Origin of the sequence: Rhizobium sp. AC27/96, assembly GCF_001692325.1 — a bacterium.
GTDB lineage: Bacteria > Pseudomonadota > Alphaproteobacteria > Rhizobiales > Rhizobiaceae > Rhizobium.
Genome location: NZ_LXKN01000032.1, coordinates 75,696 through 100,974, shown reverse-complemented (window position 1 = coordinate 100,974; position 25,279 = coordinate 75,696). Strand labels below are relative to the sequence as shown.

The following is a 25,279-nucleotide window of genomic DNA, read 5'->3' as shown; positions in this document are numbered from 1 at the left end:
ATCATGCCAGATGTAACCCGACTTTCAGTTCGCAACATCCGCAAGAGCTTCGGCACCCATGAAGTTTTGCGCGGCATTTCCCTTGATGCTCAGGATGGCGACGTCATTTCGCTGCTCGGCGCTTCCGGCTCCGGCAAGTCGACATTCCTTCGCTGCATCAACCTGCTTGAGATCGCCAACGATGGCGAGATCTGGGTGGATGGCGAGCAGATCCGCATGATCCACAAGAATGGCAAAAGCCGTCCGGCGAGCCACAAGCAGGTGGATCATATCCGCTCCGAGCTCGGCATGGTTTTCCAAAGCTTCAATCTCTGGTCCCATATGACGATCCTTCAGAATGTGATCGAGGGGCCGATCCATGTCTTGAAGCGCCCGCGTGCCGAATGCATCGCCGAAGCCGAAGCGCTTCTGGAAAAGGTCGGCATCGCCGATAAACGCCACGCCTACCCCGCGCATCTGTCCGGTGGTCAGCAGCAGCGCGCGGCCATCGCCCGTGCCCTTGCCATGAAGCCGAAGGTCATGTTGTTCGATGAGCCGACGTCGGCGCTCGATCCGGAGCTTGTCGGCGAAGTGCTGCGCGTCATGCGCGCGCTTGCCGAGGAAGGGATGACCATGCTGGTCGTCACCCACGAGATGAGCTTTGCCCGCAATGTCTCTAACCGTGTCGTCTTCATGAAGGAAGGGCTGGTCGAAAGCACCGGCACGCCGGACGATATGTTCGGTGGCGGCGCATCGCCGGCCTTCCGCCAGTTCATCGGGCATTTCGGAACCGGACAATGACCATCACGATCGATAAGCCGTTATCCTGGCGCGATGTTGCTAGCGTCAGCACCGGCGAACCGCTGACCCTGTCCGAGGCAGCATGGAAGCGGGTCGAGCAGGCGAGCCGCATCGTTGAACGCATCGTTGAAACCGGCGTGCGGGCCTATGGCGTGAATACTGGTGTCGGCGCCCTGTCCGATACAGTGGTGGACCGCCCTTCGCAGAGCCGCCTCTCGCGCAATATCATCCTCAGCCATGCCTGCGGTGTCGGCCCCCTTTTGCCGGCCCGCGAAGTACGCGGTATTATCGCGGCACAGATCGCCAATTTCGCCCACGGTCATTCCGGCGTGCGGCCTGAAATCATCCGTCATCTCGCAGCATTTCTCGAGCATGACTGCATTCCCGAGGTGCCATTCAAGGGCTCTGCCGGCTACCTCACGCACAACGCCCATACTGCCCTCGTGTTGATCGGCGAGGGACGAGCAGTTGTGAAGGGCAAGTCCATGACCGGAGCGCAGGCGCTAGCCACGATCGGTCTGAGCCCGCTGGTGCTGGGCGCCAAGGAAGGTTTGAGCCTCGTCAATGGCTCGGCTTGCGCCACGGGATTGTCGGCGCTGGCGGTCTACCGCGCCGAGCGCTTGCTCGACTGGGCTGATGCCATTGCAGCATTGACGTTGGAAGCAGCCGGCTGCCAGATCGCTGCCTTCGATGAGGCCGTGCTGGCCCTGCGCCCGTCTGCTGGTATTGCTAAGGTGGGTCGCCGACTACGCAGCCGTCTGCACGGTAGTGGTCTTGTCGCCGCAGCGCTTGGCCGGCGAACGCAGGACGCATTGAGCTTGAGGGCCGTTCCGCATGCGCATGGCGCTGCCTGGGATGTCTTCGCTGAGACTGCTCGTATCGTAGATCAGGAACTGGCGTCGGTTACAGACAATCCGGCGGTCTCCGGCACGCCGGAGCAACCCGTCGTTTCCTCGGAAGCGCATGCCGTTGCGCCAGCCCTCGGCCAGGCGGCCGATAGTCTGGCGATCGCGATCGCGCAGATCGCCGCCATGAGCGAGCGGCGGATGGATCGTCTCGTCAATCCGCTGGTGAGTGGCCTACCGCCGTTCCTGGCGAGCGATGCCGGCAGCCATTCCGGCTTCATGATCGCCCAATATACGGCGGCGGCCCTGGCCAACGACAACAGGCGGCTGGCCGCGCCCGCGTCGCTTGATGGCGGCCTGACCTCCGGCCTGCAGGAAGATTTCCTCGCGCACCCGACGGCTGCGGCCAACAAGCTGCTCGCCATCCTCGACAATGCCGAATACATCCTGGCGATCGAACTCATGGCAGCGGCACAGGCCCATGATTTCCTTGGTTCCAAGGGTGCCAGAGCACCGGGAACGGACCGCCTCTACGCCGCCGTCCGTTCACGCGTTCCTCTCTATGGCGATGATCGCCCGCTGAATGCCGACATGGAAAGCCTGCGGGATCTGATCGCGCAGACCGCGCCGCCCGCCGAAAGTGAAACTGGAGCATAGAATGTCCGTGGAATTCGACGTTGCCGTCATCGGTCTCGGCGCGATGGGAAGCGCGGCCCTGGCTTTCGCCGCCGCTCGCGGCGCAAAGGCAATCGGCATCGAAGCGCATTTTCCGGCGCATGCCCTCAGCTCGTCGCATGGCGACAGCCGGCTGATCCGCCTCGGCTATTTCGAAGATCCCTCCTATGTCCCGCTGCTGCAGCGCGCCTATCAAAACTGGCGCTCGCTCGAAGCACGGCTGCGCGCCGAGATCCTGACCGTGACCGGCGTCCTGCAAATCGGGGTGCCCGACAGCAAGATCGTCAGCGGCACGCGCGCTTCCTGCGAGATGCACGGCCTGCCGCATGAGATGCTCGACCGGGACGCCATGAAGCGCCGCTTCCCGGCGTTCGAGCTCGAGGATGGTGAAGTCGGCCTGCTTGATCCGCAGGGCGGCTATATCAGGCCGGAAGCTGCGATCATGGGCTATCTGAAGCTTGCCGCGGAAGATGGAGCGGCGCTGCATTTCGGCGAGCGGGTTACCGCCATCGAGCCCGATGATGCGGGCGTGACGGTTGTTTCGACGACAGGGCGCTATCGCGCGCGCAAGGTCATTGTCGCGACCGGTGCCTGGATTGCAGAACTCGTGCCGCAGCTCAAGGCCCATGCGCAGCCGATCCGTCAGGTCGTCGCCTGGTATCAGCCGAAGGACGGCTTCGTCGCCGAGCCAAAGCGCATGCCCTGCTTCCTGCGTGACGAGGGGGAGAACGGTTCGTTCTTCGGATTCCCGGCGATCGGCGTCGATGGCGTGAAGGTCGGCCGTCACGCGCATTTCAGGGAGCCTATCGACCCTAGGGCACCCAATCCGCCCGTCAACGACACCGATACGGCGCTGCTCGACAGCTTCGCTGCCAAGCGTCTGCCGGATGCGGCGTCATTCCGCGTGAGGGCGACGACCTGCCGCTATACCATGCTGCCGAGCGAGGATTTTCTCATCGATACCCTGCCGGGGCAGCCGAATGTGGTGGTCTCTTCGGCATGCTCCGGCCACGGTTTCAAGTTTACCAGCGTTGTCGGCGAGATCCTTGCCGATCTGGCGCTTCAAGGTGGAAGTGCGTTACCGACAGCTCTGTTTTCCTTTGACAAGCACTTTGGTGGCCGAGCGGCATAGCTGACTGACTGGCAAGCTCTAGCCGATCGTCATTCGCCGCAGGACGTCCGACCTGAAATAGAAGTGCTGAACGAGCGCGCCGAATATGTGCAGGACGACGACGATCCAAAGCAGCATTTTGATCGGGCCGCCATGGGCGAAGCCTGCCGCGTCGATGCCGAGATAATAGGTTGCTATTCCGGACAGCGGCATCGCGAAGATCAGCGCATAGAGCAAGACATGTGTCACACGCGCGATATGATGCAGGAATGCCGGCTGACAGTTTGGCCTTTCGGGAGTATCGGACGAGAAGCGGACGGCCAATCGTATGATGGCCAGCAGCAAGACTGCAATGCCGACATAGGCGTGGATATTGGCACTGGCGATATCGGCAGGCGAGGGTGTCTGGCCGTTGCGGATCAGGTGCTTCCAAGCATTCATGCCATCCGGAAACAAGAGATTGAAAAAGATAAGCAGAGCCATGAGCCAATGGAGCAGGCGCTGGGGAATGGAGTATGCGGATCTGGCCGGCATCGGATCTCCTTGATTGGAACTGTTCTAAAAATAGAACATGATTCTAACGAGAACCTGAATGCGCCGGCCAGACCCGCGTTCATTTAAGGAGCCTCCCGGAATACCGTGGCCCTCCGGGGGCTCCTTCAAATCAACTCAAAACGGCACGCGGTTCGAGAAACGATTCCAGGCCGTAGGCGCCGAATTCGCGGCCCATGCCGGACTGTTTGAACCCGCCAAAGGGCGCAAGCGGCTCGTGCGGTGCGCCGTTTATGACGACGCGACCAGCGTCGATCTGGTTTGCGACTCCCTTTGCTCTGCTGAGATCCGAGGAGAAGACATAGGCCTGTAGGCCGTAATCCGTGTCATTGGCGATCTCGACTGCATGCGCCTCATCGCGATAAGGGATGACGCAGAGTACGGGTCCGAAGATCTCTTCGCGTGCAATCCGCATGTCATTGTTGACGTTGGAGAAGACCGTCGGGCGGACGAACCAGCCATGGTTGAGTCCTTCCGGTCGACCTTCGCCGCCGACAACTACGCTGGCCCCTTCTTCCTGGCCGAGACGGATATAGGATTGGACGCGATCCCATTGCTTCTGGCTGACCATCGGGCCGATCATGACCGCCGGGTCGTTCCCATCTCCTACTCTTAGCGCCGAAACAGCCTTGGCCAGTCGATCATGGATTTCGTCCAGCCGGCTTTCAGGAGCGAGAATACGTGTGCCGGCGATGCAGGCCTGGCCGCTATTGGCGAAGCCGGCTGCCAGCACCTGCGGAATGACGAGATCAAGATCGGCATCATCCAGGATGACGTTCGGGCTCTTGCCGCCGAGTTCGAGCGTCACGCGTTTCAGTGTCATTGAAGCAGCCTGAAAAATGGCCCGTCCGGTGGCCGTCGAGCCGGTGAAGCTGATCTTGGCGATATCGCGATGCGCGCTGAGGGCCGCGCCCGCCACATGGCCATAACCGTTGACGATGTTGAACACGCCGTCCGGCAGCCCGGCGGCATGAAGGCATTCGGTGATCAGCTGCGTCTGGATCGCGCTCATCTCCGATGGTTTGATGACCATGGTGGTGCCGGCGGCGATTGCCGTGGCGAGCTTGCTGCAGATGAAGCCGTAATTGCTGTTCCAGGGCGTAATGGCGGCTGCAACGCCGGCGGGCCGCATCTCCACCTCGGCATGGCCGATGCGACGGCGAAACTCATAGTCCTTCAGTGTCTCCGCCATGTGGAGGAAAGCCGTTGCGGCATGCGGCACTGAGAAGCCGATGAAGCCGGCCGGCGCGCCATATTCCTCGCGCATGGCGTCGGTCAGGTCCGGGGCGCGTGCGGCGACAGCCTCATGCAGGCTGTGCAGCATCGCGATACGTTCGGCCTTGGAGCTTTGCAACTGGCCCGGGAAAGCCGCCTTGGCGGCGCTCACGGCATCGTCGATATCTCGTGCGTCTCCAAGGCGGACGGTACCGATCTGCTCTTCGGTGGTCGGGTTAAAAAGAGGGGCTATCTCCGTGCCATGGGGCTGAACGAAGCGGCCGTTGATGTAGATGGTGTCTATCGTGCGCATGAGCGTCTCCTTCATCTTCACGATAGAGGTAGGATGCGCTATTTGTTCGGTCTAGAAGGACAAAGACGAACAGGCTGATAAGGAGAATCGCGCAATGAAAGCAAGCCTGGCTGAGCTTGAGGCGATTGCCGCCGTTGCACGGCATGGCGGCTTTCGCGCCGCCGCCCGCGAACTTGGCATGTCCTCATCGGCGCTCAGCCATGCTGTCGCGACGCTGGAGGAGCGCCTGTCCGTGCGGATCTTCAACAGGACGACGCGGAGCGTGACGTTATCGGACGCCGGCGAGCGTTTCGTTGCGGATATTGCACCGGCGCTTGCGGCGATCGACACGGCCATCGAGAATGCCGGCATCTCTTCCGCAACCGTATCCGGCACGCTCCGGCTCAACATGGCGCCCGGCGCCGCGCGCATGCTGCTGGTTCCCCTTATTCTCGAATACGGGCGGCGCTACCCGAATGTGGACGTCGAGATCGTCACCGACAATGCTTTGGTCGATGTCATCGGCAAGGGCTTCGATGCGGGCATTCGCCTCGCCGATGCCGTTCCCACAGATATGGTCGCCATCCCGATCGTTCCAACCTTACGCGCGCTGGTCGTCGGCTCGGCTGATTATTTCAGCGAGATGCCGCGCCCTCTCGTTCCCAGCGATCTCCTGCAGCATCGATGCATTCGTGCGCGCATGGCAAGCGGCCGGCTCTATCGATGGGAGTTCGAACGGCGCGGCGAAGCCATGCTGATCGATGCGCCGGGGAGCCTTACCCTCGATGCGTCCGATCTGATGCTGACCGCGGTGCTGGAAGGGGCGGGACTTGCCTATATCAGCGAAGCGGCCATTGCCGATCACGTCGCGGCCGGCAGCTTGATCACGGTTCTTGAGGATTGGAGTCCGCCCTATCCGGGGCTCAGCCTCTATTTCGCCCAGCGGCGCCAGATGCCGGCAAGGCTTCGCGCCCTGATCGATCTCATCCGGGAACAGAATGGCGCCCGCGCAACGAAGGCGAAAGATTAAGTTTCCGACATGAACCCCGATAGAGCTTGAGCGGCGTCATATCGAGATGTAGCCATATCGCATCCGACATCATCATGATGATTGCTTTGGAGGTGAGCCTGCTATGGACCAGAAGATCGAAGCCGTTCTCGAAGCCTATCACGAGCTTATTCGCGAGGAACACAGCAAGCCCAGGGATATGCCGCCGGGCGGCCGCGATGGCGGTCAGGATCGTCGGTTGCGCGCTGTCGGACCGGAGACGGGTCGTTTCATCAATATTCTGGCGAAGAGCCTGAAGACGCCCACCATTCTCGAGCTTGGGACATCCTTCGGCTATTCCGGTATCTGGCTTGCCGAAGCCGCGCGTGCAAGCGGCGGAAAGCTCATTTCGATGGAGCTGCACGCCTACAAGACCGAGTTTGCCAGGGAAATGGCTGGGAAGGCCGGCCTTTCGGAGCATATCGATTTCCAGATCGGCGACGCGGTCGAGATGATCAAGGCATTGCCTTCGGGCGTCGACTTCATCCTCGTCGACCTGTGGAAGGATCTCTACATTTCGTGCCTGGAAGCCTTCTATCCCAAGCTCAATCCCGGCGCGATCATCGTCGCAGACAATATGTTCATGCCCGGCAATGAGGACGTGAAACGCTATGGCGAGGCTGTTCGCGCCAAGCCAGGCATAACGTCCGTCCTCCTGCCTGTCGGCTCCGGGATCGAAGTCAGCCGATACGACCCTGTGTAGGAACAGACGGCGGCCTCAGACGGAAGGCCGCCGCCGGTTTGGTTTTACTTGCCGGCGTCTCTGGCCGCCTTCTCAATGACGGCTGCGACCTTTTCCGGCTGCGACGCGAAGACGGCATGGCTCGACTTGATCTCCGTCACGTCGCTGCCCGCCCGCTTTGCCATATCCCGCTCGAGTTCGGGATTGATGGAGCGATCTTGGGTGGCCACGATCGACCAGCTCTTTTTTATCCGCCAGGCCGGATCGCTGATCTTGGCCGTGAAGGCTGCCTTGGCGGCGAAGACCTGCGATTTCGCCAGGAAATCGGCTTCGTCCTTCGGCAGGTCCGCGGCGAAATCGGCGGCAAAGGTTGCGGGGTCGAGATAGAGATACTGGCCGTCCTTCGTCTCGCGGATATTCATGCTGCCCGCCGGCTTGGAGCTGGCGAGGCTGATCAGGCTCTCGCCCTTGTCGGGCTGAAACGCTGCGACATAGACGAGACCAGCGACATCGGGCCGGTTGCCCGCCTCGGTGATGACCATGCCGCCATAGCTGTGTCCCACAAGCAGGCTGGGGCCGCTCTGCAGGTCGAGCACGCGGTTCGTTGCTGCAACGTCGTCGGCAAGCGAGGTGATGGGCTCCTGCACGATCGAGACCTTGAAGCCGTGCTTTTCGAGGATCTCGGTGGTCTTGCGCCAGCCGGATCCATCGGCCAGCGCGCCGTGGACGATGACGATGTTCTTGATCTCGGCTGCCTGGACTGCAAAGGCCAATGTGCTTGCGGCAAGGCCAAGTGCGACGGCGGAAAGAAAGCGCTTGTTCATGGGTAGGACTCCTGTCGGTAAAGGTTGATGTTGGGAGTGGGGAGGTTCATCCGAAGGTGAAGGCGTAGGCCTGCACACCGGGGTCGAGGAAACGGATTTCAAAGTTGCGGGCCGTGACGTCGCCGGACTGGCGAACGAGCTGGTAGAGCTTGGTCGCCGTCACCGTTCCGTTTCCGGCGGCATCGGTGTCGGAGCCGTGGTCGGCACCAGGCGCTTTGCCATCGAGGGTCACCTGGAAGCGGATCGGTTTTCCGTCGGCTGCCGGCCCGAGGACGAGATGCAGATCGCGAGCGCTGAAGCGATAACTTATGCCGCCGCCTGCCTTGCCGAGCGATGCCTGCTCGGCGCCGACTGTCCATGTGCCTGCTAATCCCCATTGGTTGAGGCCGGGATTGGCAATTGAATAGTCGGCGGCGATGTCAGCCTTCAGGCTTTCGGGAGAGGCAAAACCTGTCGCCTGCTTGTAGCCGACATAGGTTTCACCGGAGCGGATATGGCCGAGATCGGGGCTTGCCTCTGCACCCTTTGCTTCCGGTACGACAGGTGCGCTCTGCGCCATGTCGCTGCCTGCTTCGCGCAGAAGATCCTGGATCGCACGCTCGGTCTGGGGATAGTTGCCTTCGCCGAAATGTTCGTAGCGGATCTGCCCCTTGGCATCGATCAGATAATGGGCAGGCCAGTAGTTGTTCTCGAAGGCGCGCCAGATGCGATAGTCGTTGTCGATGGCGACGGGGTAGCCGATCTTGAAGTCGGCAATCGCCTTCTTGACGTTATCGACATTCTTCTCAAAGGCGAATTAGGGGGCATGGACGCCGATGACGACGAGGCCCTGATCTTTGTATTTCTCCGCCCAGGCACGAACATAGGGGATGGTGCGGATGCAGTTGATGCAAGAGTAGGTCCAGAAGTCGACGAGCACGACCTTGCCGCGAAGCTGCTCAGTGGTCAGTGGCGGCGAGTTCAGCCAGGTAACGGCGCCGTCGAGCGAAGGGGCCGGTCCCTCAACCGGAAGGTCGCTGTGGAATGGTCGGGTCGCATCGCTGACGGCGACCATTGCGCTATTGCTGGCGACTTCGGTGGCGGCCGCATCGAAGGGCTTCCTATGCAGCTTCTCCAGCAAAGCCTGCTCGAACGAGCCGGTGCTTGCATAGGACAGCCGGGCGAGAAGGCCGGTATCCAGGCCGAGAGCGATGGCTGCAACCCCTGCCAGAACGGCAGCGCCGGCGAATTGGCGGATACGCTCGCTGATCCCGAGTGATTGCTTCATGCGGGCAAAGATCTTTCCACCGGCGAAGAGGGCGACGGCGAGCGAGGTCGCGGCACCGGCGCCATAGGCGAGCAGAAGGAATGTGGTCTGCAGGTTGGCGCCCTTCAGGGCAGCACCGGTGAGCACGAGCCCGAGGATCGGCCCGGCGCAGGGTGCCCAGAGCAGCCCGGTGGCAATCCCAAGCACGAAGGAGCTCCGAACACTCGATGTCGCGCTACCCTTGCCTGCGGCGTTCAGGAGATTGTTGCCGAGGTCGACGACCGGCCGGGAAAGCAGGCTCGACACACGCGGCGACAGCAGGCTAAGGCCGAAGAGCGCGAGCAGCACGATCGCGACGAGGCGGCCATATTCATTGGCGCGAACGGCCCAGCCACCGCCGATGGCAGCAAGCGTCGCGACTAAAGCAAAGGTGAGCGCCATGCCGGCAAGCATGGGCAGCGTGCTTCTGACGAAGGGCTGCCCGGCGCGGGCGAAGACGAAGGGGAGAATGGGCAGGATGCACGGACTGAGAATCGTCAGTGCGCCGCCAAGATAGGCAATGATGAGAAGCGTCATCGTCATTTTCCTTTGGAACGGATTGACCGGCTGCGGACGGCGACGCGCCGTGCTCAGCAGTGACGCTATCTGCCGTTGGCGACGTATCTCGAGTGTGTCCGGTGGAAGGGGAGAATGTACCGAAACGTCTGTGTCTTCGGCTTCGATACAGTGCGATACAAACTCAGCGGTGCCGGAGTGATTCTGCAGTGAGGCCAGTAATTTGCCGAAACTATCCGGTGAAGGAAGCGGATTGTATCAGACTGTATCTGCGCCGCCTGAAGCTACATGGGCATTCAAAACTCGGCCGCCTGCGACACACCGGCGATACATGCGGCTGGCTTTCTTGCCGTCAACATCCATTCCACAGGAGAGACAGATGTCCGAGGAAATCAACCACAATCGCCGCCGCTTTTTCGGCATTGCCGCAATCGCCGTTGCTGCCGCCGAATTCGGCTTGCCGGCCATCGCCGGTGCACAGCAGTCGAAGCCTTCCGTTGCCGTTCCCGCGGTCAAGGCCGGCACACATACATCTTTCGCGGCTCTGAAGCAGATCGATGCGGGCGTGCTCAATATCGGCTATGCCGAGGCCGGCCCGGCGAATGGTCCGGCCGTGTTGCTGCTGCATGGCTGGCCCTATGACATCTATAGCTTCGTCGACGTGGCGCCGCTGCTGGCCGACGCCGGCTATCGCGTCATCGTCCCCTATCTGCGTGGCTATGGCACCACCCGCTTCCTTTCGGCCGATACGCCGCGCAACGGACAGCAGGCTGCTCTTGCTGTCGACATGATCGCGCTTCTCGATGCCTTGAAGATCGAAAAGGCCGTTATTGCCGGTTACGATTGGGGCGCTCGCACCGCCGACATCATGGCGGCCCTTTGGCCCGAACGTTGCAAGGCGCTGGTGTCGGTCAGCGGCTATCTGATCGGCAGCCAGGAGGTCAACCGCAAGCCCCTGCCGCCGAAGGCAGAGCTTGCCTGGTGGTACCAGTTCTATTTCGCCACCGAGCGCGGTCGCCTCGGCTACCAGGAAAACCGGCATGAATTCGCAAAGCTGATCTGGCACACCGCGTCGCCGCAATGGGCTTTTGACGATGCGACCTACGATCGGTCCGCCGTGGCGTTCGACAATCCCGACCATGTCGACGTCGTTATCCACAATTACCGCTGGCGCCTTGGCCTCGTCGAAGGCGAGGCGAAGTACGATGCCTACGAGAAGACGTTGGCAGCAGGGCCAGTGATCTCGATCCCGACCATCACCATGGAAGGCGATGCGAACGGCGCTCCGCATCCGGAACCATCAGCCTATCGCGGCAAGTTTTCCGGCAAGTACGAACATCGCACCATCAGCGGCGGGATCGGCCATAACCTTCCTCAGGAAGCACCGCAGGCGTTTGTGCAGGCCGTGATAGATGTTGATCGTTTCTAGTTCGACGGTAGTGTGCGAGGAAGCGCCGGCTCATGCCGGCGCCCTCTGCTGCCGACGCGAGACGGGGATGAATATTCGTAGCCTGATGCTTACGATGATGAATGGGAAGTCAAATGGAGCATATCGACCACATCCTGATTGTCGATGACGATCGGGAAATCCGCGAGCTGGTGTCGAGCTATCTGACGAAGAACGGCTTGCGGACGACGACGGCGGCTGATGGTCGTCAGATGCGCAGTTTTCTCGAAGCGAATTCCGTCGATCTGATCGTGCTCGACGTCATGATGCCGGGTGACGACGGCCTTGTGCTCTGTCGCGAGCTTCGCTCCGGAAAGCACAAGGCGACGCCGGTTCTGATGCTGACGGCGCGCAGCGACGAGATGGACCGGATTCTCGGCCTCGAAATGGGGGCCGACGATTACCTGCCCAAGCCATTCGCCGCCCGCGAGCTTCTCGCTCGCATCAAGGCGGTGCTGAGACGAACGCGGATGCTGCCACCCAATCTGCAGATCAGCGAGGCCGGGCAATTGCTCGTCTTCGGTGACTGGCGACTCGATACTGTGGGACGTCACCTTCTCGATCGCGACGGAACGGAAATCGCCTTGAGCGGTGCCGAATACCGCCTGCTGCGCGTTTTCATCGATCACCCGCAACGGGTGCTCAATCGCGACCAGCTTTTGAATCTCACCCAGGGCCGCGATGCCGATCTCTTCGATCGCTCCATCGACCTGCTCGTCAGCCGTCTCCGCCAGCGTCTGGGCGACGACGCCCGCGAGCCGACCTATATCAAGACGGTTCGCAGCGAAGGCTATGTCTTCTCCGTTCCGGTAGAAATTGCGGAGCTGCGTCCATGAGCACGGCGACCCTGCTGCATCGCGGGCTGTGGTGGCCCAGCACCTTGCGCTCGCGCATATCGATCATCCTGCTGGTCGGGCTTGCGATCGCCTACGGGCTTTCCTTCAGCGTGCTCTACATCGAGCGCTACATGTCGGCAAAGGCCGTGATGCTCGGCACGCTGGAGAGCGACGTCGCGACGTCTATCGCGGTGCTTGACCGTCTGCCGGCCGACGAGAGGGCCGGCTTCGTCGATTGGCTCGGTCGTGGCAATTATAGCTTCGAGTTGGGGCCGGGGTTGCCGGGTGTGCCCGATACTTCGGGCCATGGCGCAGAAATTGCCGCCAAGATAGAGGATGCCGTCGGACATCGTTTTCCCATACGGATCGAATCGATACCTGGCCCCATCTCGCGCCTGCAGGCGCATCTGAATTTGAGCGACGGCAGCCCGCTGACGATCGACGTCACGCCGAAGGGCATCATGCCGATCGCCTCCTGGCTGCCTTACGTCTTCGCGGTGCAGATGCTGGTCATCGTGCTGTGTACGTGGTTTGCCGTCCGTCTGGCGATCCGCCCGCTTGCCGAGCTTGCCGCGGCTGCCGACGCGCTCGATCCCAACAAGAAGGGGCAGGCTTTGAACGATGGGGGGCCGAGCGAGGTCGCTCATGCCGCCAAGGCCTTCAATGCGATGCGGGATCGAATCGCGCACTATCTCGAGGAGCGCGTGCAGATTCTCGCGGCGATCTCCCACGACCTGCAGACGCCGATCACGCGTATGCGCCTGCGCGCCGATATCGCTGATGAGTCGCCCGAAAAGACCAAGCTGCTACAGGATCTCGGCGAGATCGAGCGGCTGGTGCAGGATGGCATCGCCTATGCGCGCAGTGCCCACGGCAATGGCGAGAAGAGCTCCCGCATCGATCTTGCCTCCTTCATCGAGAGCATTAGCTATGATTATCAGGACACGGGCAAATCGGTCGAGATTCTCGGCCTTATCCATGGGACGGTGGCGACCAAGCCGCATGCGCTTCGCCGCATCCTCACCAACTTCATTGACAATGCCCTGAAATTCGCCGGCGCGGCGGAAATTGCCGTGGAACGCAGGGATACGGGCGACGTCGTCATAACGGTTCTCGATCGAGGGCCGGGCATTCCGCAGGACCAGATCGAGGCGGCCATGCAGCCTTTCTTCCGGCTGGAGCAATCGCGCAACCGCAATACCGGCGGCACGGGGCTTGGCCTTGCGATCGCTCAGCAACTGGCGCAGACACTCGGCGGCTCCGTCAGGCTCTACAATCGCGATGGCGGCGGCCTGGCGGCCGAAGTCGTCATTGCCGCATCGTCCGCCTGAAGATTTTCAACCTCTTTGTAAGTAATTGTATCCGGCCTGTAAGCGCATACGCTTCGTAACAAATCCCGCGTTTTGCGAAACATGCCGGATACGTCGATCCATCAAAACCACTCCGTCAACGGACGTCGCCCCAGACGAAACAGCAAAGCGGGCGACCCAACAAAGGAGTGTTCCATGACCAAGATCGACAAGGTTCTCTACACAGCCAGAACCCACACCATCGGCGGCCGCGACGGCTCTGCCCGCAGCGATGACAGCCAGTTGGATGTCAAGCTTTCGCCTCCCGGCAGCGCCCATGCTGGCACCAACCCCGAACAGCTTTTCGCAGCCGGCTGGTCGGCCTGCTTCATCGGTGCGATGGGGCTTGCCGCAGGCAAGCGCAAGATCAAGCTGCCGGCCGATCTTTCGGTCGACGCCGAAGTGGATCTCGGGACTACCGAGGGCGCCTACTTCCTGCAGGCACGCCTGACGATCAGCATGCCGGGCATCGAATCGGATCTGGCAAGAACGCTTATCGAAGAAGCGCACCAGACCTGCCCCTATTCGAAGGCGACCCGCGGCAACATCAATGTCGAGCTGAAGCTCGCCTGAGAATCGCTCAGGCGTCGATATTGCGCGCCGTATCGAAAGGCGCGGCGCGCAGAATCGTTAATTTTTATTGCATCGAATATCGAGCAAGGCCGGCTGTGCCTTGCGTCTGGAGGATCCCATGAGACCTATCATTCTTCTCCTTGCAGGAGCTGCGATTTTCGCTGCTCCATGCGTTTACGACCCCGGTTCCAGAGAGCCTTCGGCGCTTGCGAGCATTGCCGTTTTGTGGGGCGGATCGGGGCTAAATCACACGGTGCGTTAACCATCTGTTAACCATGCCAAAGGTACACAAGGTCAACGATTTATTCACATAGATGACCAAAGTGCTAACAGACGCTCGCTCGATCCGTATCAAGGGCCGCTCCTTTCTTGCGGTCATGCTTTCGCCCGATCTGCCGCTGGAACAGTGGCTGGTCAGGCTCGACGACCTGGCGGCCCGTTCGGCCGGTTTCTTTCTCGGGCGGCCGGTGGTGCTCGACATCACCGATCTGCCGATCGACAAGGCGCAGCTCAAGGAACTGATATCGGAGCTTTCGGCTCGCAATGTCAGCATCATGGGTATCGAGGGTGGCCGTCCGTCGCTTGCCGGGCCGGGAATGCCGCCGATTCTGAAGGGCGGACGTCCGGCTGCCGATTTCGAGGTGAACGAAGCCGAACCGGTGGTCGAACGGCGCAATAGCGAAGTCAAGCCGGCGCCGGTCGAGGTTCGCCCGGTCACCCAGTCGCTGATCATCCGCGAGCCGGTGCGCTCCGGCCAGTCGGTGATCTTTCCCGAGGGTGACGTCACCGTCATCGGGTCGGTGGCGTCCGGTGCGGAAGTCATCGCGGGCGGGTCCATTCATATCTATGGCGCACTGCGGGGCAGGGCCATGGCCGGGTCCATCGGGAATGCCTCGGCGCGGATATTTTGCCGCAAGCTCGAGGCCGAGCTGCTGGCGATCGATGGCATCTACAAGATGGCGGAAGACATCAGCCCCGGCCTTCGCGGACAATCCGTCCAGCTTTGGCTGGATGGCGAAACGATCATGGCAGAAAAACTAATCTGAGCCGAAGCCGGCCAAAACAGGAGAGCGAGATGGGCAAGGTAATCGTCGTCACATCAGGCAAGGGCGGAGTTGGCAAGACGACGTCGACTGCCGCATTGGGGGCGGCTCTGGCACAGAGAAACGAGAAGGTCGTCGTCGTCGATTTCGACGTCGGGCTGCGCAATCTCGATCTGGTCATGGGCGCGGAACGTCGAGTGGTTTACGATCTGGTCAACGTCATTCATGGCGATGCCAAGCTGCCGCAGGCGCTGATCCGCGACAAGCGGCTGGAGACGCTCTTCCTGCTGCCGGCTTCGCAGACGCGTGACAAGGACAATCTGACGCCCGAAGGTGTCGAGCGCGTCATCAACGAGCTCAAGAACTATTTCGACTGGGTCATCTGCGACAGCCCGGCAGGCATCGAGCGCGGCGCTACGCTTGCGATGCGTCATGCCGACGTCGCCGTCGTCGTCACCAATCCGGAGGTGTCCTCGGTGCGCGATTCCGATCGCATCATCGGCCTGCTGGATTCCAAGACGCTAAAGGCCGAGCGCGGCGAGCGCATGGAAAAGCACCTGCTGCTCACCCGCTACGATGCCGCTCGCGCCGAACGCGGCGACATGCTGAAGGTCGACGACGTGCTGGAGATCCTCTCCATTCCTCTGCTCGGAATTATTCCGGAGAGCATGGACGTGCTTCGCGCTTCCAATATCGGTTCGCCGGTCACCCTCGCGGATGTTCGCAGTGCACCTGCTCTCGCCTATTTCGAAGCCGCACGCCGCCTTGCCGGCGAGCAGCTGCCGATCACCATCCCCGGTGAAAAGCGGGGCATCTTCGGCAAGATCTTCGCAAGGAGGGCCGCATGAATATCTTTGGACTGTTCCGCAAGCAGCAATCTGCACCCATGGCGCGTGAGCGCCTGCAGATTCTCCTCGCCCATGAGCGTGCCTCGGTCGATTCGGATCTCGTATCCATCCTGCGCGAGGAAATCCTGGCCGTCATCGCCAAGCACGTTCAAGTCGATCGCGACAAGGTGCAGGTGAAGATGGATCGCGACGAGAATGTCTCCATGCTGGAGATCGACGTCGAGATTCCCAGAGACGCAGCACTTCAGGCCGCTTGATAGGCGCCTGATACCGCCGCTACGTCGAGACAAGAGCAAAGGATTCTCTTTTCTGAGGGATCCTTTGTGTTTCTTTGATCTTTGCTCTTGCAAAGAGTGCGATTCGCTATTATTTGCACACCATCACCTGTAACGATGGCCTGCCGTGCTGACATTTCCGTGTCGAGCTGGCGTTTGCTGTCCGGGTCAAAGCAAGGGCGCTCCCCAGAAATGGGTCGAGCGCCCTTTGCGTTTGTCGGTGGCATCGAAGCGCTTTTCTTGTCCGAAGCGATATGCCAGTTTGCTTTGATCATGCGGGAGGCGGCAGGCTTGGGCGGGTTGAATTGTCTCAGGAGAACGTTGTTCAGATGGCTCCTTGCAAGCGTTGTAGTTGCGGCGGGCGCCCTCGAAGCCTCGGCTGCGGATAAGACGATCTATCTGACATTCGATGACGGTCCACTGCCGGGAACGCAAAACGTTCTTTCCGTGTTGAGCCAGGAGAATGTTCCGGCCGCCATGTTCATGGTCGGCCTGCATGTGGAGACCATCCCTGCCGGTCGCGACTTGCTGGCGCAGGCCAAGGCGATGCCGCTGGTGACGGTTGGCAATCACAGCTACAGCCATGCCAACAATCGCTACAGGCGGTTTTATTCCAATACCCAGGCCGTCGTTGCGGATATGCTGCATGCCAATCAGGTGCTCGGTCTCACGCCGATGGTGAATGCGCGCCTGCCGGGCAGGGACGTCTTCCGCCTTCCGACAGTGTCGAGGGAGGATCTGTCCATCAACGTTGCCCAATGGGAGCGCGAGTGGCTGGACTACGAGCTCGTCGCCGAGGCCGGCTTCTATCTTTATGGCTGGGACTTCGAATGGGTGCACAGCGACGATGGCAAGCCGGTCCAATCGGTGGACCGCCTGGTCAACGAAATCGACCACCTCTTCCAGTACGGCCGTTTCACCCAGCGCGGAAAGATGATCCTGCTCATGCATGATCAGATGTTTCAAGACCAGTTCAACGGCCGTGACAACTTGCAATCCCTCATTCGCAAGCTGAAGGAGCGCGGCTATGCCTTCGGCGATATCAAGAACTATGCGCCCTCGAACCCATGAACGCTCTTGCATCTTCAGTTTCGGGTCTTTGATCCCTGGCACATAGCGTGAAACCGCTTCGCGTGTTTGTGTGGCAGGGCGAAGGCTCAGCACCGAAGCGATCGTCGTTCTCGAATATGCTTACGTCACATTATTCGCGCGAGCGTCATAGCTTTCCTGTGCCTTTTCGATGTGCTGCAGGTGGTTGATCGCCCACTCGTAGACCGCGCCGAACGGGGCCTGAAGTGTTCGGCCGAGATCGGTGATCGAATACTCCACCGCGACCGGTGACGTCGCCAGCACTCTGCGCGAGATCAGCCCATTTCTTTCAAGCCGTCGCAATGCCTGGGTCAGCGCCTTGTGCGTGATGCCTTCCAGCCTGCGCATGAACTCATTGAAGCGGGTCGGCTTTTCTTCAAGGACGGTCAGTATCATGACGGACCATTTGTTCGCGACCTGATCGAAAAACGAGCGCGCCGCACAGTCCGCGAAGAAGACGTTGTCCACCTTTCCGGGCATCTGGATATCCTCCGGTATATCTACGCACTTTAAGGTGCGTAATTGATCGTAGATTTACAACGTATATCTAGAAGTCACCGAGCAATCAATGCCGGGCCGCCGAGCGGGAAGCTGGCGGACATGCCAGAGATTTCAAAGGAGACTATCCGTGGCAGAGAGCAATTTCGACCTATCGCGGCGCGGTCTGATGACCATTCTTGGAATGACGGTGGCGGCCGCCGCCGCAGGCCCCAATCCTGTCCTCGCTGCGCCGCCGCGCGCCGCCAAGCTTTTCTACACGGTTTCCGGAAGGGGCCGGAACGTGATGCTGCTGCATGGCTGGACGTGCGATTCCCACGACTGGAGTTGGCAATTGCCCGCCCTCGAAAGCCGCTACCGGGTGGTTGCCGTCGATCTGCGCGGCCATGGCCGGTCCGAGATCATGCCATCCGGCAGCTACATGCCTGGCGACTATGTTCGGGACATCGAAGCCCTGATTGAAAGGAAATTCCAGGGTGAGAAATTTATACTGATAGGGCATTCCATGGGTGGGCAGGTCGCTGCGCGCCTTGCGGCGAAGCGGCCGGATCTTGTCGACGCGGTCGTGTCCGTCGATGGTTCTATCGGCTTTGCGGACAGCGTTGGGCCGGTCTTCAAGAAAGCCGTCGATGGTCTCAAGACCCAGAATCCTGGCGTGGTTGGTCCGGCCCTGTTCGAAAGCGTCTACGATCCCTCAACCGATCCGGCACTCAAGCGCTGGCATGCAAGACGACTTCAGGGAATGCCGGAGCATCCTGTTCGAGAATCCTTCGGACCGCTATTCTTCGGATCTGACCAGGTCGGTCTTGGCAGCAATAGCGAAACCTTCTGCAAGACGATCACAGTTCCCTTCTATCATCTCTGCCGTGACGAGGGCCAGGCCGCACGGATGCGCACATGGTTCTCGAACGGGAAGTCCAAGGTCGACGTCTGGACGAACGCCGGGCACTGGATCATGCAGGACCGCAAGGACGATGTGAACTCGGCGATCGTGTCCTGGGTAGAGTCGCTATGAGCGACGGAGGCCCCGAATGCTCCTCTATTGACGTTCCAAGCTGATGCAAGGAGCCGGCGACGACATCGAGGCGGTCAGCAAGCCGCTCGTTGAAGTGGCAGCCTGAACGGCACCATATGACGGGGCTCGTTTGCTTTCCAACAGGAACTAGCCCTGTTTCGCCGCGGCTCCTGCCGCGACCGTCAGGATGAAATCGTCTAGCTCCTGTTCCAGGCTTTCGATCGGCAGGCCGACGAACCGTCCCTCGATGCTGATGCTGACAACGCCATGCACGGCGCCGAACAGCGTTCTCGCGCGGATCGCGCGTGCCGTCTCCGACATGTTCGGTTGCAGCTCGGCTAACGGCTCGGCAATGACGCCCATCAGGAACATATGCTCCTCCAGATGCCATTCGGGGCTCGGGCGGTCATTCGGCGGGCGATGATCGAAAAGCGCCTTCCATAGATTGCGATGGGTGACAGCAAACAGCAGATAACCGCGTGCAAGGTTGCGCAGCCGGTCGGTCGGCGTGCGGTTCTTGACCTCGGCCAGCGCCAGGGAGGCTTCCAGTGTTTTCAAAGTCGCCGAATTGACGTGGATGATCAATTCGTCGAGGTCGGCAAAGACGGTATAGAGGCCGCCAAGCGCACAGCCGACATCCTGCGTGACATCCCGCGCACGCAGGTTTGCCAGGCCATCGGCGGCGATGCGATTGCGCGCCGCCTCGATCAGCCGCAGCTTCAGATCCTCGCGCTTTTCCTGGGTGTTTTTCGCCATCGATCATTCCAATTCATTTTTTTGAACGTTGTTCAAAATTTATCTTGAACAACGTTCATGGTTCTGGCATACCTCTCTTCGTGAACAACGTTCATAAACGGGAGACGACAAATGTTCAATGTAATTCTGACGCTCATCCGCGGCCGAGCTCATGATGCGGAGCAGGCGTTCATCGATCGCAACGCTGTGCCGCTGCTTGCGCAGCAGATCCGCGATGCAGCTAGCGCCATTCAGTCGGCGCGGCGGGCCGTGGCAATCGCAGTCGCGCAGAACGAGCAGGAAAAGAGCCAGCATGCGGCGCTTGCCGGGCGCATCGCCGATCTGGAAACCCGGGCCGTTGCAGCGCTTCAGAAGGGCAGTGAAGAGCTTGCCCGGCAAGCGGCCGAGACGATCGCCCAGCTCGAAGCCGAGCGCGATGCCTCGGAGAAGGCGCAGGCGCAATTCACCCAGACGATCGACAAGCTCAAGGCAACCGTTCGCGCATCCGAAGCACGCCTGCAGGAATTGCAGCGTGGCGAGCGGCTGGCGCGCGCCACCGAACAGACGCAGAAGCTGAGCGCCGCCTGTGAAGATAATTCAGGCCTGGCGACCCTGGACGATGCAGAGGAAACGCTGGCGCGCCTTCGCGCCTATCAGGATCGTTGCCAGATTGCAGCTTCGGCCATGAAGGAAATGGACGCGGCGAGCCGGCAGACGGTCATCATCGAAAAGCTTGCCAATGCCGGCTTCGGCGCACCGCTTGGCCCATCGGCCGACGACGTGCTTGCCCGCCTGCGCAGCCGCATGAATTCAGCAGCCTGAAACCGAACACACCGAACATATGAGAGAGGGTACGATCATGAACGACAGCTTCCAGAAACATTCCCAGGCTTGGGTCAGCTTTTCCTACGTCTCCTTCGCCGCCGCCGCCTTTATGCTCTTCGTCGGTCTCTACATGATGCCGATCGACCTATGGGGTAAAGGATATCTCGCCATGGGTATCCTGATGCTGGTACAGACGACGGTCAACGTGACCAAGACGGTTCGCGACAACTCCGAGGCCGACAAGCTGATCCGCAAGGTCGAGGATGCCCGCACCGAGAAGCTGCTCGTTAAGTTCAATCGTGACGGTCAGGACTAACCTTTATTAACGACGCCATAGAGTTGTGTTCGCGCTCAACCTTTGCGTAACCACTCTGTGGCGTCTTGTTCACTGAACGAGGGGAACGTCATGCAAACCCATTTGATGAGATCGAGGAAATTCGCGCCGCTGTTTTGGACGCAGTTCCTCACCGCTTTTAACGATAATTTTCTCAAGCAGACTTTGATTTTCGTCATTCTTGCGCAGATGGCAGCCCAGGGCGCCGCGCTGGTGACGCTCGCAGGCGGCATCTTCATCGTGCCGTTCCTACTGCTTTCGGCAGTTGCCGGCGAGCTTGCCGACAAATACGACAAGGCCAAGATGGCCGAGCTTCTGAAGCGCTGCGAGCTTATTGTCGCAGCCATCTCGGTCGTCGGTATCGGCTTCTCGTCCATCTGGATCCTGATGCTCGCCCTTTTCGGCTTCGGCGTCATCTCCTCGCTGTTCGGGCCGATCAAATACGGCATCCTGCCGGACCATCTTGAAAGCAGGGATCTTCCCAAGGCAAACGCCTGGATCGAGGGCGGCACCTTCATCGCCATTCTGACCGGCACGATGATTGCAGCCGTCGCTTTCCGCGAGGGCGAGAATGTCTGGATCTTCGGACCGATGATGATGGGGCTTTCCATCCTTTGCTGGTTTTCCGCCCGCATGATCCCCTCGACCGGCTCCAAGGCGCCCGATCTTGTCGTCGATAAGAATGTTGTTCGTTCCAGCTATCGGCTGGTCAACGAACTCCGCGCCGACAGCCGCATCTGGCGTGCGTCGCTGATGAATTGCTGGTTCTGGTTCGTCGGTGCTTTCATCATGTCGATGCTGCCGATCATGGTCACCGACATTCTCGGCGGCTCGGAAATCGTCGTGCCCGCCTATCTGGCGATCTTCGCGATCTCCGTCGCGATCGGCTCGGCCATCGCCGGCTGGATGGCCGCCGGCCGCATCGTGCTTCTGCCGGCTCCGATCGGCATGCTGATTGTCGCGCTTTTTGGTCTGGACCTCGCCTGGAACCTCTGGGGCCTCCAGTCGGTCTCGCATGCCGAATCCATTCTCGCCTTCTTCGAGGGGCCGAAGACCATCCGCGTTGCGATCGATCTTGCCGGCATGGCCATCGGTGGTGCATTCCTCGCCGTTCCCACCTTTGCGGCCATGCAGAGCTGGGCAAACGAAGACCGGCGCGCCCGCGTCATCGGCGCGGCCAACGTGCTGTCGGCTCTGTTCATAGCAGTCGGTCTGGCGCTGGTGGCCGTGCTGCAGGCCATTGGCCTGTCGATCCCGATCATCATCCTGAGCATTTCCGTGCTGAACGTGGCTGTTGCCTGGCTGATGCTGGAGACGCTGCCGACCAATGCCTTCCGCGACCTCATCTCCATCATCTTCCGCGCCTTCATGCGACTGGAAGTCGAGGGCCTGGAAAATATCCGTAAGGCCGGCCCGGCGCCGATCATTGCGCTTAATCACGTCAGCCTGCTCGACGGCGCGCTGGCGCTGGCCATCACCGAGGAAGAGCCGGTCTTTGCCATCGACTATGCCTTTGCCAAGAAGTGGTGGGTGCGTCCCCTGCTGAAGCGGTGCAAGTTCCTGCCGCTCGATCCGACCAAGCCGATGGCAACGCGTTCGCTGATCAAGGTCATCCAGGACGGCAGCCCTGTGGGCATCTTCCCAGAGGGACGCCTGACGGTCACCGGCACGCTGATGAAGGTCTATGATGGCGCTGCCATGGTTGCCGACAAAACCGGCGCCATGATCGTGCCGGTTCGCATCGACGGGTTGGAAAAGAGCTATGCCTCTTATCTGACGTCGAGCCATGTCCGCCGCCGTCTCTTCCCCAAGGTCAAGGTGACGATCCTTGAGCCCGTGAAGCTCGACGTTTCCCCCGAATTGAAGGGCCGCAAGCGGCGCATCGCAGCTGGTGCAGCACTCTATCAGATCATGTCGTCGCTGATTTTCCGCACGGCGGATACCGACAACACGGTGCTTGGACGTGTCATCGAAAGCGCCCATGAATATGGCGGCAAGAAACTCGCCGTGGAAGATCCGCTTTCCGGCAAGCTCTCCTATGCCAAGCTGCTGACCGGTGCAGCCGTGCTGGGCGCGAAATTCAAGAAGATGTTCCCGGCTGACAAGACCCTTGGTGTCATGCTGCCGAACGCCAACGGCACGGCGGCGACCGTCCTCGGCGTCATGTCTGCGGGCAAGGTGCCGGCCATGCTGAATTTCACGGCGGGTGCTGCGAACATCCTGTCCGCCTGCAAGACCGCCGAGGTCAAACATGTCCTGTGCTCGCGCGCATTCGTTACGCAGGCCAAGCTTGGCCCCGTTGTCGAAGAGCTTGAGAAGCAGGTCAAGTTCGTCTGGCTGGATGAGCTGCGCACGCAGATCACCCTGGTTGACAAGATCTTCGGCCTCCTCCGCAAATACCGGCCGCTGGTCAAGCGCAAGGCTGACGATACGGCGGTGATCCTCTTCACCTCTGGTTCGGAAGGTGCGCCGAAGGGCGTGGTGCTGACGCACCGCAACATCCTGTCGAACGCCGCCCAGGCCGCCTCGCGCATCGATTTCCATCCGGGCGACAAGGTGTTCAACATCCTGCCGATGTTCCACTCCTTCGGCCTGACGGCGGGTACCATCCTGCCGCTGGTCTCGGGCGTGCCGATCTTCCTCTATCCGTCGCCGCTGCACTATCGCATCGTGCCGGAGCTGATCTACGTCTCGAATGCCACCATCGTTTTCGGCACGGATACGTTCCTGAACGGCTATGCCCGCAGCGCTCATCCGTATGATCTGAGATCGATCCGCTATATCTTCTCCGGTGCCGAACCGGTGAAAGCCTCGACCCGCGAGGTCTATATGGAGAAGTTCGGTCTGCGCATCCTTGAGGGCTATGGTGTGACCGAGGCCGCTCCTGTGATCTCTTTGAATACGCCGATGTACAACCGCTCGGGAACGGTCGGCAAGATCATGCCGGGCATGGAATGGAAGCTCGAGCCGGTTGCCGGCATCGATGAGGGTGGACGTCTTCTGATCCGTGGCGCCAATGTGATGGCCGGCTACCTGCGCGCCGACAATCCCGGCGTTCTCGAACCGCTGCCGGACGGCTGGCACGATACCGGCGATATCGTCACCATCGATGAGGATGGTTTCGTGAAGATCCGCGGTCGTGCCAAGCGCTTTGCCAAGATCGGCGGTGAAATGATCTCGCTTGCGGCAATCGAGACGCTCGCCGCCCAGCTCTGGCCCGGCGCGCTCAGCGTTGTTTCCTCCATACCCGATGCGAAGAAGGGCGAACGCATCGTTCTCCTCACCGATCAGCCGAATGCCACGCGAAGCGACTTCCTGGCCTTTGCCAAGGCGAAGGGTGCAACCGAGATGATGGTCCCGGCCGAAGTCACTGTCGGCAAGGTGCCTGTTCTCGGCTCCGGCAAGATCGATTTCGTCACGGCGCGGGCCATGGCGCTGGAAGGTGTCTCCGAGTCGCAAGCGGCCTAAGGTTTCATGACTGAACAAAAGGGGGCGGTGGATCAATCCACAGCCCCTAGCTGAAATGCGGAATCCAGGCATGTATTAGTGCCGGGTCAACCTGCGGCGCGCCAGTCTAGGCGGTTTATCTTGCCGGCAATATCTTCCTGAAGCATTCTGCCCACTATACTGTGGCAGAATGCTCGTTTTCGCGACGGGAAACTATTCACTAGAGCTGGTTCTGCTGATGACACCAAACGAATTGAAGATCGTGCGCCGAGCTTATGCGAAGCAGATCATAGCGGCTGTTAGAATTGTCGATGAGCGCATTGAAACAGCTTTCGCCGAAGTGCCGCGAGAAGATTTCCTTGGTCCCGGTCCCTGGCCGATCTTCCGAATGCGGAAAGCCTATGTTCCAACCCCGACCGCCGATCCGGTCTACCTTTACACAGATGACATCGTTGGTATCGTCCCGGAGCGCCGCATCAACAATGGGCAGCCGTCACTTCATGCCTTCCTGCTTGCGCAAGCTGCACCGCGAGCAGGTGAACATATCGTACATGTTGGGGCTGGTACCGGCTATTATTCCGCGATCATGGCGAATCTCGTTGCCGCCGCTGGCAAAGTGACTGCGATCGAGTTCGAGCCTGAACTTGCTGCGCGAGCGAAAGCAAATCTTACTCCCTATCGGAACGCTTCCGTGGTTCAGGGCGATGGTAGCTCCGTGGCTTTCAATGCAGCCGATGTGATCTATGTGAATGCTGGGGCAACCCGACCAGCGGACATCTGGCTTGACCGGCTCAAGGACGGCGGAAGGCTGGTTCTTCCGCTTACGACCGATCTTGGATTCACCAGCAGCAATTGGAGCAACATGCACCTTCGAGGAGCGGTATTCCTGGTGACGCGCAAGGGTGAGGAATTCCACGCGCAATGGATTTCGCCAGTGGCTATCTTCCCTTGCGAAGGAATGCGCGACGCGGAGTCGGAAAGGGCGCTTGCGGCGGCATTCGAGAGCGGCGAGCATAAGAGGGTGACTCGGCTATATCGCAGTGATGAGCTGCCGACTGAGCAATATTGGCTTCGCGGTCTAGGCTGGTGCCTAGCCTATGCTTAGACTGATTTTCTGAGAAGTTCGGTCGCAAAAACAAG

The 25,279-nt window shown here is 60.4% G+C and carries 23 protein-coding genes and 1 pseudogene; 18 read left to right on the top strand and 6 right to left on the bottom strand.

Annotated elements, in window-relative coordinates:
- Window positions 1-3: 3 nt before the first annotated feature.
- From A6U86_RS22185 to solA, 3 genes are read left to right on the top strand one after another with little or no spacing between them, the layout of a single operon-like run.
- Window positions 4-780, top strand: coding sequence for an ABC transporter ATP-binding protein (locus A6U86_RS22185; RefSeq protein WP_068395296.1), 777 nt, complete (start codon window positions 4-6; stop codon window positions 778-780).
- Window positions 777-2,282, top strand: coding sequence for a histidine ammonia-lyase (gene hutH / locus A6U86_RS22180; protein ID WP_068395294.1), 1,506 nt, complete (start codon window positions 777-779; stop codon window positions 2,280-2,282). Before A6U86_RS22185 ends, hutH begins: the two co-directional genes overlap by 4 nt.
- A 1-nt stretch (window position 2,283) precedes the next feature.
- On the top strand, window positions 2,284-3,432 hold the full coding sequence (solA, locus tag A6U86_RS22175; protein WP_068395293.1) for an N-methyl-L-tryptophan oxidase: 1,149 nt from the start codon (window positions 2,284-2,286) through the stop codon (window positions 3,430-3,432).
- 18 nt (window positions 3,433-3,450) lie between these two features.
- Here the strand turns inward: solA and A6U86_RS22170 are convergent, their stop codons facing one another.
- Together A6U86_RS22170 and A6U86_RS22165 are read right to left on the bottom strand one after the other, a co-directional pair.
- A complete protein-coding gene (locus A6U86_RS22170) occupies window positions 3,451-3,945 on the bottom strand; it encodes a cytochrome b (RefSeq protein ID WP_068395291.1) in 495 nt (164 codons plus the stop codon).
- Between the two features lie 130 nt (window positions 3,946-4,075).
- Window positions 4,076-5,491 carry an aldehyde dehydrogenase family protein gene (locus tag A6U86_RS22165; RefSeq protein ID WP_068395994.1) on the bottom strand — a complete coding sequence of 472 codons (1,416 nt, stop codon included), beginning with the start codon at window positions 5,489-5,491 and terminating at the stop codon, window positions 4,076-4,078.
- A gap of 94 nt (window positions 5,492-5,585) precedes the next feature.
- On the opposite strand from A6U86_RS22165, the gene A6U86_RS22160 reads away from it, so the two are divergent.
- Together A6U86_RS22160 and A6U86_RS22155 are read left to right on the top strand one after the other, a co-directional pair.
- Window positions 5,586-6,500 (top strand): LysR family transcriptional regulator, encoded by a 915-nt coding sequence (locus A6U86_RS22160; RefSeq protein WP_068395289.1) that lies wholly within the window; start codon window positions 5,586-5,588, stop codon window positions 6,498-6,500.
- 103 nt (window positions 6,501-6,603) lie between these two features.
- Entirely contained in the window at window positions 6,604-7,221 is a 618-nt protein-coding gene (locus A6U86_RS22155) for an O-methyltransferase (protein WP_068395287.1), read from the top strand.
- A gap of 44 nt (window positions 7,222-7,265) precedes the next feature.
- On the opposite strand, the gene A6U86_RS22150 is transcribed toward A6U86_RS22155, so the two are convergent.
- Together A6U86_RS22150 and A6U86_RS22145 are read right to left on the bottom strand one after the other, a co-directional pair.
- Complete coding sequence (locus A6U86_RS22150; protein ID WP_068395285.1) at window positions 7,266-8,024, bottom strand: alpha/beta fold hydrolase; 759 nt, start codon at window positions 8,022-8,024, stop codon at window positions 7,266-7,268.
- Between the two features lie 46 nt (window positions 8,025-8,070).
- A pseudogene (locus A6U86_RS22145) lies at window positions 8,071-9,846 on the bottom strand (cytochrome c biogenesis protein DipZ).
- 358 nt (window positions 9,847-10,204) lie between these two features.
- On the opposite strand from A6U86_RS22145, the gene A6U86_RS22140 reads away from it, so the two are divergent.
- From A6U86_RS22140 to A6U86_RS22105, 8 genes are all read left to right on the top strand, one after another.
- A complete protein-coding gene (locus A6U86_RS22140; protein WP_068395283.1) occupies window positions 10,205-11,254 on the top strand; it encodes an alpha/beta fold hydrolase in 1,050 nt (349 codons plus the stop codon).
- Window positions 11,255-11,367: 113 nt separating this feature from the next.
- On the top strand, window positions 11,368-12,108 hold the full coding sequence (locus tag A6U86_RS22135; RefSeq protein WP_047554526.1) for a response regulator: 741 nt from the start codon (window positions 11,368-11,370) through the stop codon (window positions 12,106-12,108).
- Window positions 12,105-13,439, top strand: a complete 1,335-nt coding sequence (locus A6U86_RS22130; RefSeq protein WP_068395281.1) for a sensor histidine kinase KdpD — start codon at window positions 12,105-12,107, stop codon at window positions 13,437-13,439. Before A6U86_RS22135 ends, A6U86_RS22130 begins: the two co-directional genes overlap by 4 nt.
- A gap of 174 nt (window positions 13,440-13,613) precedes the next feature.
- A complete protein-coding gene (locus tag A6U86_RS22125) occupies window positions 13,614-14,030 on the top strand; it encodes an organic hydroperoxide resistance protein (RefSeq protein WP_068395280.1) in 417 nt (138 codons plus the stop codon).
- A gap of 314 nt (window positions 14,031-14,344) precedes the next feature.
- Entirely contained in the window at window positions 14,345-15,076 is a 732-nt protein-coding gene (minC, locus tag A6U86_RS22120; protein ID WP_068395279.1) for a septum site-determining protein MinC, read from the top strand.
- A gap of 29 nt (window positions 15,077-15,105) precedes the next feature.
- Window positions 15,106-15,921: a septum site-determining protein MinD gene (gene minD, locus A6U86_RS22115; protein WP_068395278.1), complete on the top strand. Its 816-nt coding sequence runs from the start codon at window positions 15,106-15,108 to the stop codon at window positions 15,919-15,921.
- Window positions 15,918-16,178 carry a cell division topological specificity factor MinE gene (minE, locus tag A6U86_RS22110; protein WP_068395276.1) on the top strand — a complete coding sequence of 87 codons (261 nt, stop codon included), beginning with the start codon at window positions 15,918-15,920 and terminating at the stop codon, window positions 16,176-16,178. Before minD ends, minE begins: the two co-directional genes overlap by 4 nt.
- 339 nt (window positions 16,179-16,517) lie before the next feature.
- Window positions 16,518-17,267, top strand: a complete 750-nt coding sequence (locus A6U86_RS22105; RefSeq protein ID WP_068395991.1) for a polysaccharide deacetylase family protein — start codon at window positions 16,518-16,520, stop codon at window positions 17,265-17,267.
- Window positions 17,268-17,387: 120 nt separating this feature from the next.
- Here the strand turns inward: A6U86_RS22105 and A6U86_RS22100 are convergent, their stop codons facing one another.
- A complete protein-coding gene (locus tag A6U86_RS22100; RefSeq protein WP_244510054.1) occupies window positions 17,388-17,753 on the bottom strand; it encodes a helix-turn-helix domain-containing protein in 366 nt (121 codons plus the stop codon).
- Between the two features lie 160 nt (window positions 17,754-17,913).
- On the opposite strand from A6U86_RS22100, the gene A6U86_RS22095 reads away from it, so the two are divergent.
- Window positions 17,914-18,798: an alpha/beta fold hydrolase gene (locus tag A6U86_RS22095; protein ID WP_244510053.1), complete on the top strand. Its 885-nt coding sequence runs from the start codon at window positions 17,914-17,916 to the stop codon at window positions 18,796-18,798.
- Between the two features lie 147 nt (window positions 18,799-18,945).
- Here the strand turns inward: A6U86_RS22095 and A6U86_RS22090 are convergent, their stop codons facing one another.
- Window positions 18,946-19,554: a TetR/AcrR family transcriptional regulator gene (locus tag A6U86_RS22090; RefSeq protein WP_068395272.1), complete on the bottom strand. Its 609-nt coding sequence runs from the start codon at window positions 19,552-19,554 to the stop codon at window positions 18,946-18,948.
- Window positions 19,555-19,665: 111 nt separating this feature from the next.
- Here A6U86_RS22090 and A6U86_RS22085 point away from each other — a divergent pair, with 111 nt between their 5' ends.
- The 4 genes from A6U86_RS22085 (at window position 19,666) to A6U86_RS22070 (ending at window position 25,244) form a co-directional block, all read left to right on the top strand.
- Window positions 19,666-20,355: a PspA/IM30 family protein gene (locus A6U86_RS22085; RefSeq protein ID WP_068395270.1), complete on the top strand. Its 690-nt coding sequence runs from the start codon at window positions 19,666-19,668 to the stop codon at window positions 20,353-20,355.
- Between the two features lie 37 nt (window positions 20,356-20,392).
- A complete protein-coding gene (locus A6U86_RS22080; protein WP_034506376.1) occupies window positions 20,393-20,674 on the top strand; it encodes a YiaA/YiaB family inner membrane protein in 282 nt (93 codons plus the stop codon).
- Between the two features lie 90 nt (window positions 20,675-20,764).
- Window positions 20,765-24,160: an acyl-[ACP]--phospholipid O-acyltransferase gene (locus A6U86_RS22075; RefSeq protein ID WP_068395268.1), complete on the top strand. Its 3,396-nt coding sequence runs from the start codon at window positions 20,765-20,767 to the stop codon at window positions 24,158-24,160.
- 169 nt (window positions 24,161-24,329) lie between these two features.
- Complete coding sequence (locus tag A6U86_RS22070; RefSeq protein ID WP_244510052.1) at window positions 24,330-25,244, top strand: protein-L-isoaspartate O-methyltransferase; 915 nt, start codon at window positions 24,330-24,332, stop codon at window positions 25,242-25,244.
- The last annotated feature ends 35 nt before the right edge of the window (window positions 25,245-25,279 follow it).

Bases quoted from the DNA above. Each gene is read 5' to 3' on its own strand.
- A6U86_RS22185 (WP_068395296.1), top strand. From the start codon at position 4: ATGCCAGATGTAACCCGACTTTCAGTTCGCAACATCCGCAAGAGCTTC.
- hutH (WP_068395294.1), top strand. From the start codon at position 777: ATGACCATCACGATCGATAAGCCGTTATCCTGGCGCGATGTTGCTAGC.
- solA (WP_068395293.1), top strand. From the start codon at position 2,284: ATGTCCGTGGAATTCGACGTTGCCGTCATCGGTCTCGGCGCGATGGGA.
- A6U86_RS22170 (WP_068395291.1), bottom strand. From the start codon at position 3,945: ATGCCGGCCAGATCCGCATACTCCATTCCCCAGCGCCTGCTCCATTGG.
- A6U86_RS22165 (WP_068395994.1), bottom strand. From the start codon at position 5,491: ATGCGCACGATAGACACCATCTACATCAACGGCCGCTTCGTTCAGCCC.
- A6U86_RS22160 (WP_068395289.1), top strand. From the start codon at position 5,586: ATGAAAGCAAGCCTGGCTGAGCTTGAGGCGATTGCCGCCGTTGCACGG.
- A6U86_RS22155 (WP_068395287.1), top strand. From the start codon at position 6,604: ATGGACCAGAAGATCGAAGCCGTTCTCGAAGCCTATCACGAGCTTATT.
- A6U86_RS22150 (WP_068395285.1), bottom strand. From the start codon at position 8,024: ATGAACAAGCGCTTTCTTTCCGCCGTCGCACTTGGCCTTGCCGCAAGC.
- A6U86_RS22140 (WP_068395283.1), top strand. From the start codon at position 10,205: ATGTCCGAGGAAATCAACCACAATCGCCGCCGCTTTTTCGGCATTGCC.
- A6U86_RS22135 (WP_047554526.1), top strand. From the start codon at position 11,368: ATGGAGCATATCGACCACATCCTGATTGTCGATGACGATCGGGAAATC.
- A6U86_RS22130 (WP_068395281.1), top strand. From the start codon at position 12,105: ATGAGCACGGCGACCCTGCTGCATCGCGGGCTGTGGTGGCCCAGCACC.
- A6U86_RS22125 (WP_068395280.1), top strand. From the start codon at position 13,614: ATGACCAAGATCGACAAGGTTCTCTACACAGCCAGAACCCACACCATC.
- minC (WP_068395279.1), top strand. From the start codon at position 14,345: ATGACCAAAGTGCTAACAGACGCTCGCTCGATCCGTATCAAGGGCCGC.
- minD (WP_068395278.1), top strand. From the start codon at position 15,106: ATGGGCAAGGTAATCGTCGTCACATCAGGCAAGGGCGGAGTTGGCAAG.
- minE (WP_068395276.1), top strand. From the start codon at position 15,918: ATGAATATCTTTGGACTGTTCCGCAAGCAGCAATCTGCACCCATGGCG.
- A6U86_RS22090 (WP_068395272.1), bottom strand. From the start codon at position 19,554: ATGGCGAAAAACACCCAGGAAAAGCGCGAGGATCTGAAGCTGCGGCTG.
- A6U86_RS22085 (WP_068395270.1), top strand. From the start codon at position 19,666: ATGTTCAATGTAATTCTGACGCTCATCCGCGGCCGAGCTCATGATGCG.
- A6U86_RS22080 (WP_034506376.1), top strand. From the start codon at position 20,393: ATGAACGACAGCTTCCAGAAACATTCCCAGGCTTGGGTCAGCTTTTCC.
- A6U86_RS22075 (WP_068395268.1), top strand. From the start codon at position 20,765: ATGCAAACCCATTTGATGAGATCGAGGAAATTCGCGCCGCTGTTTTGG.
- A6U86_RS22070 (WP_244510052.1), top strand. From the start codon at position 24,330: ATGCTCGTTTTCGCGACGGGAAACTATTCACTAGAGCTGGTTCTGCTG.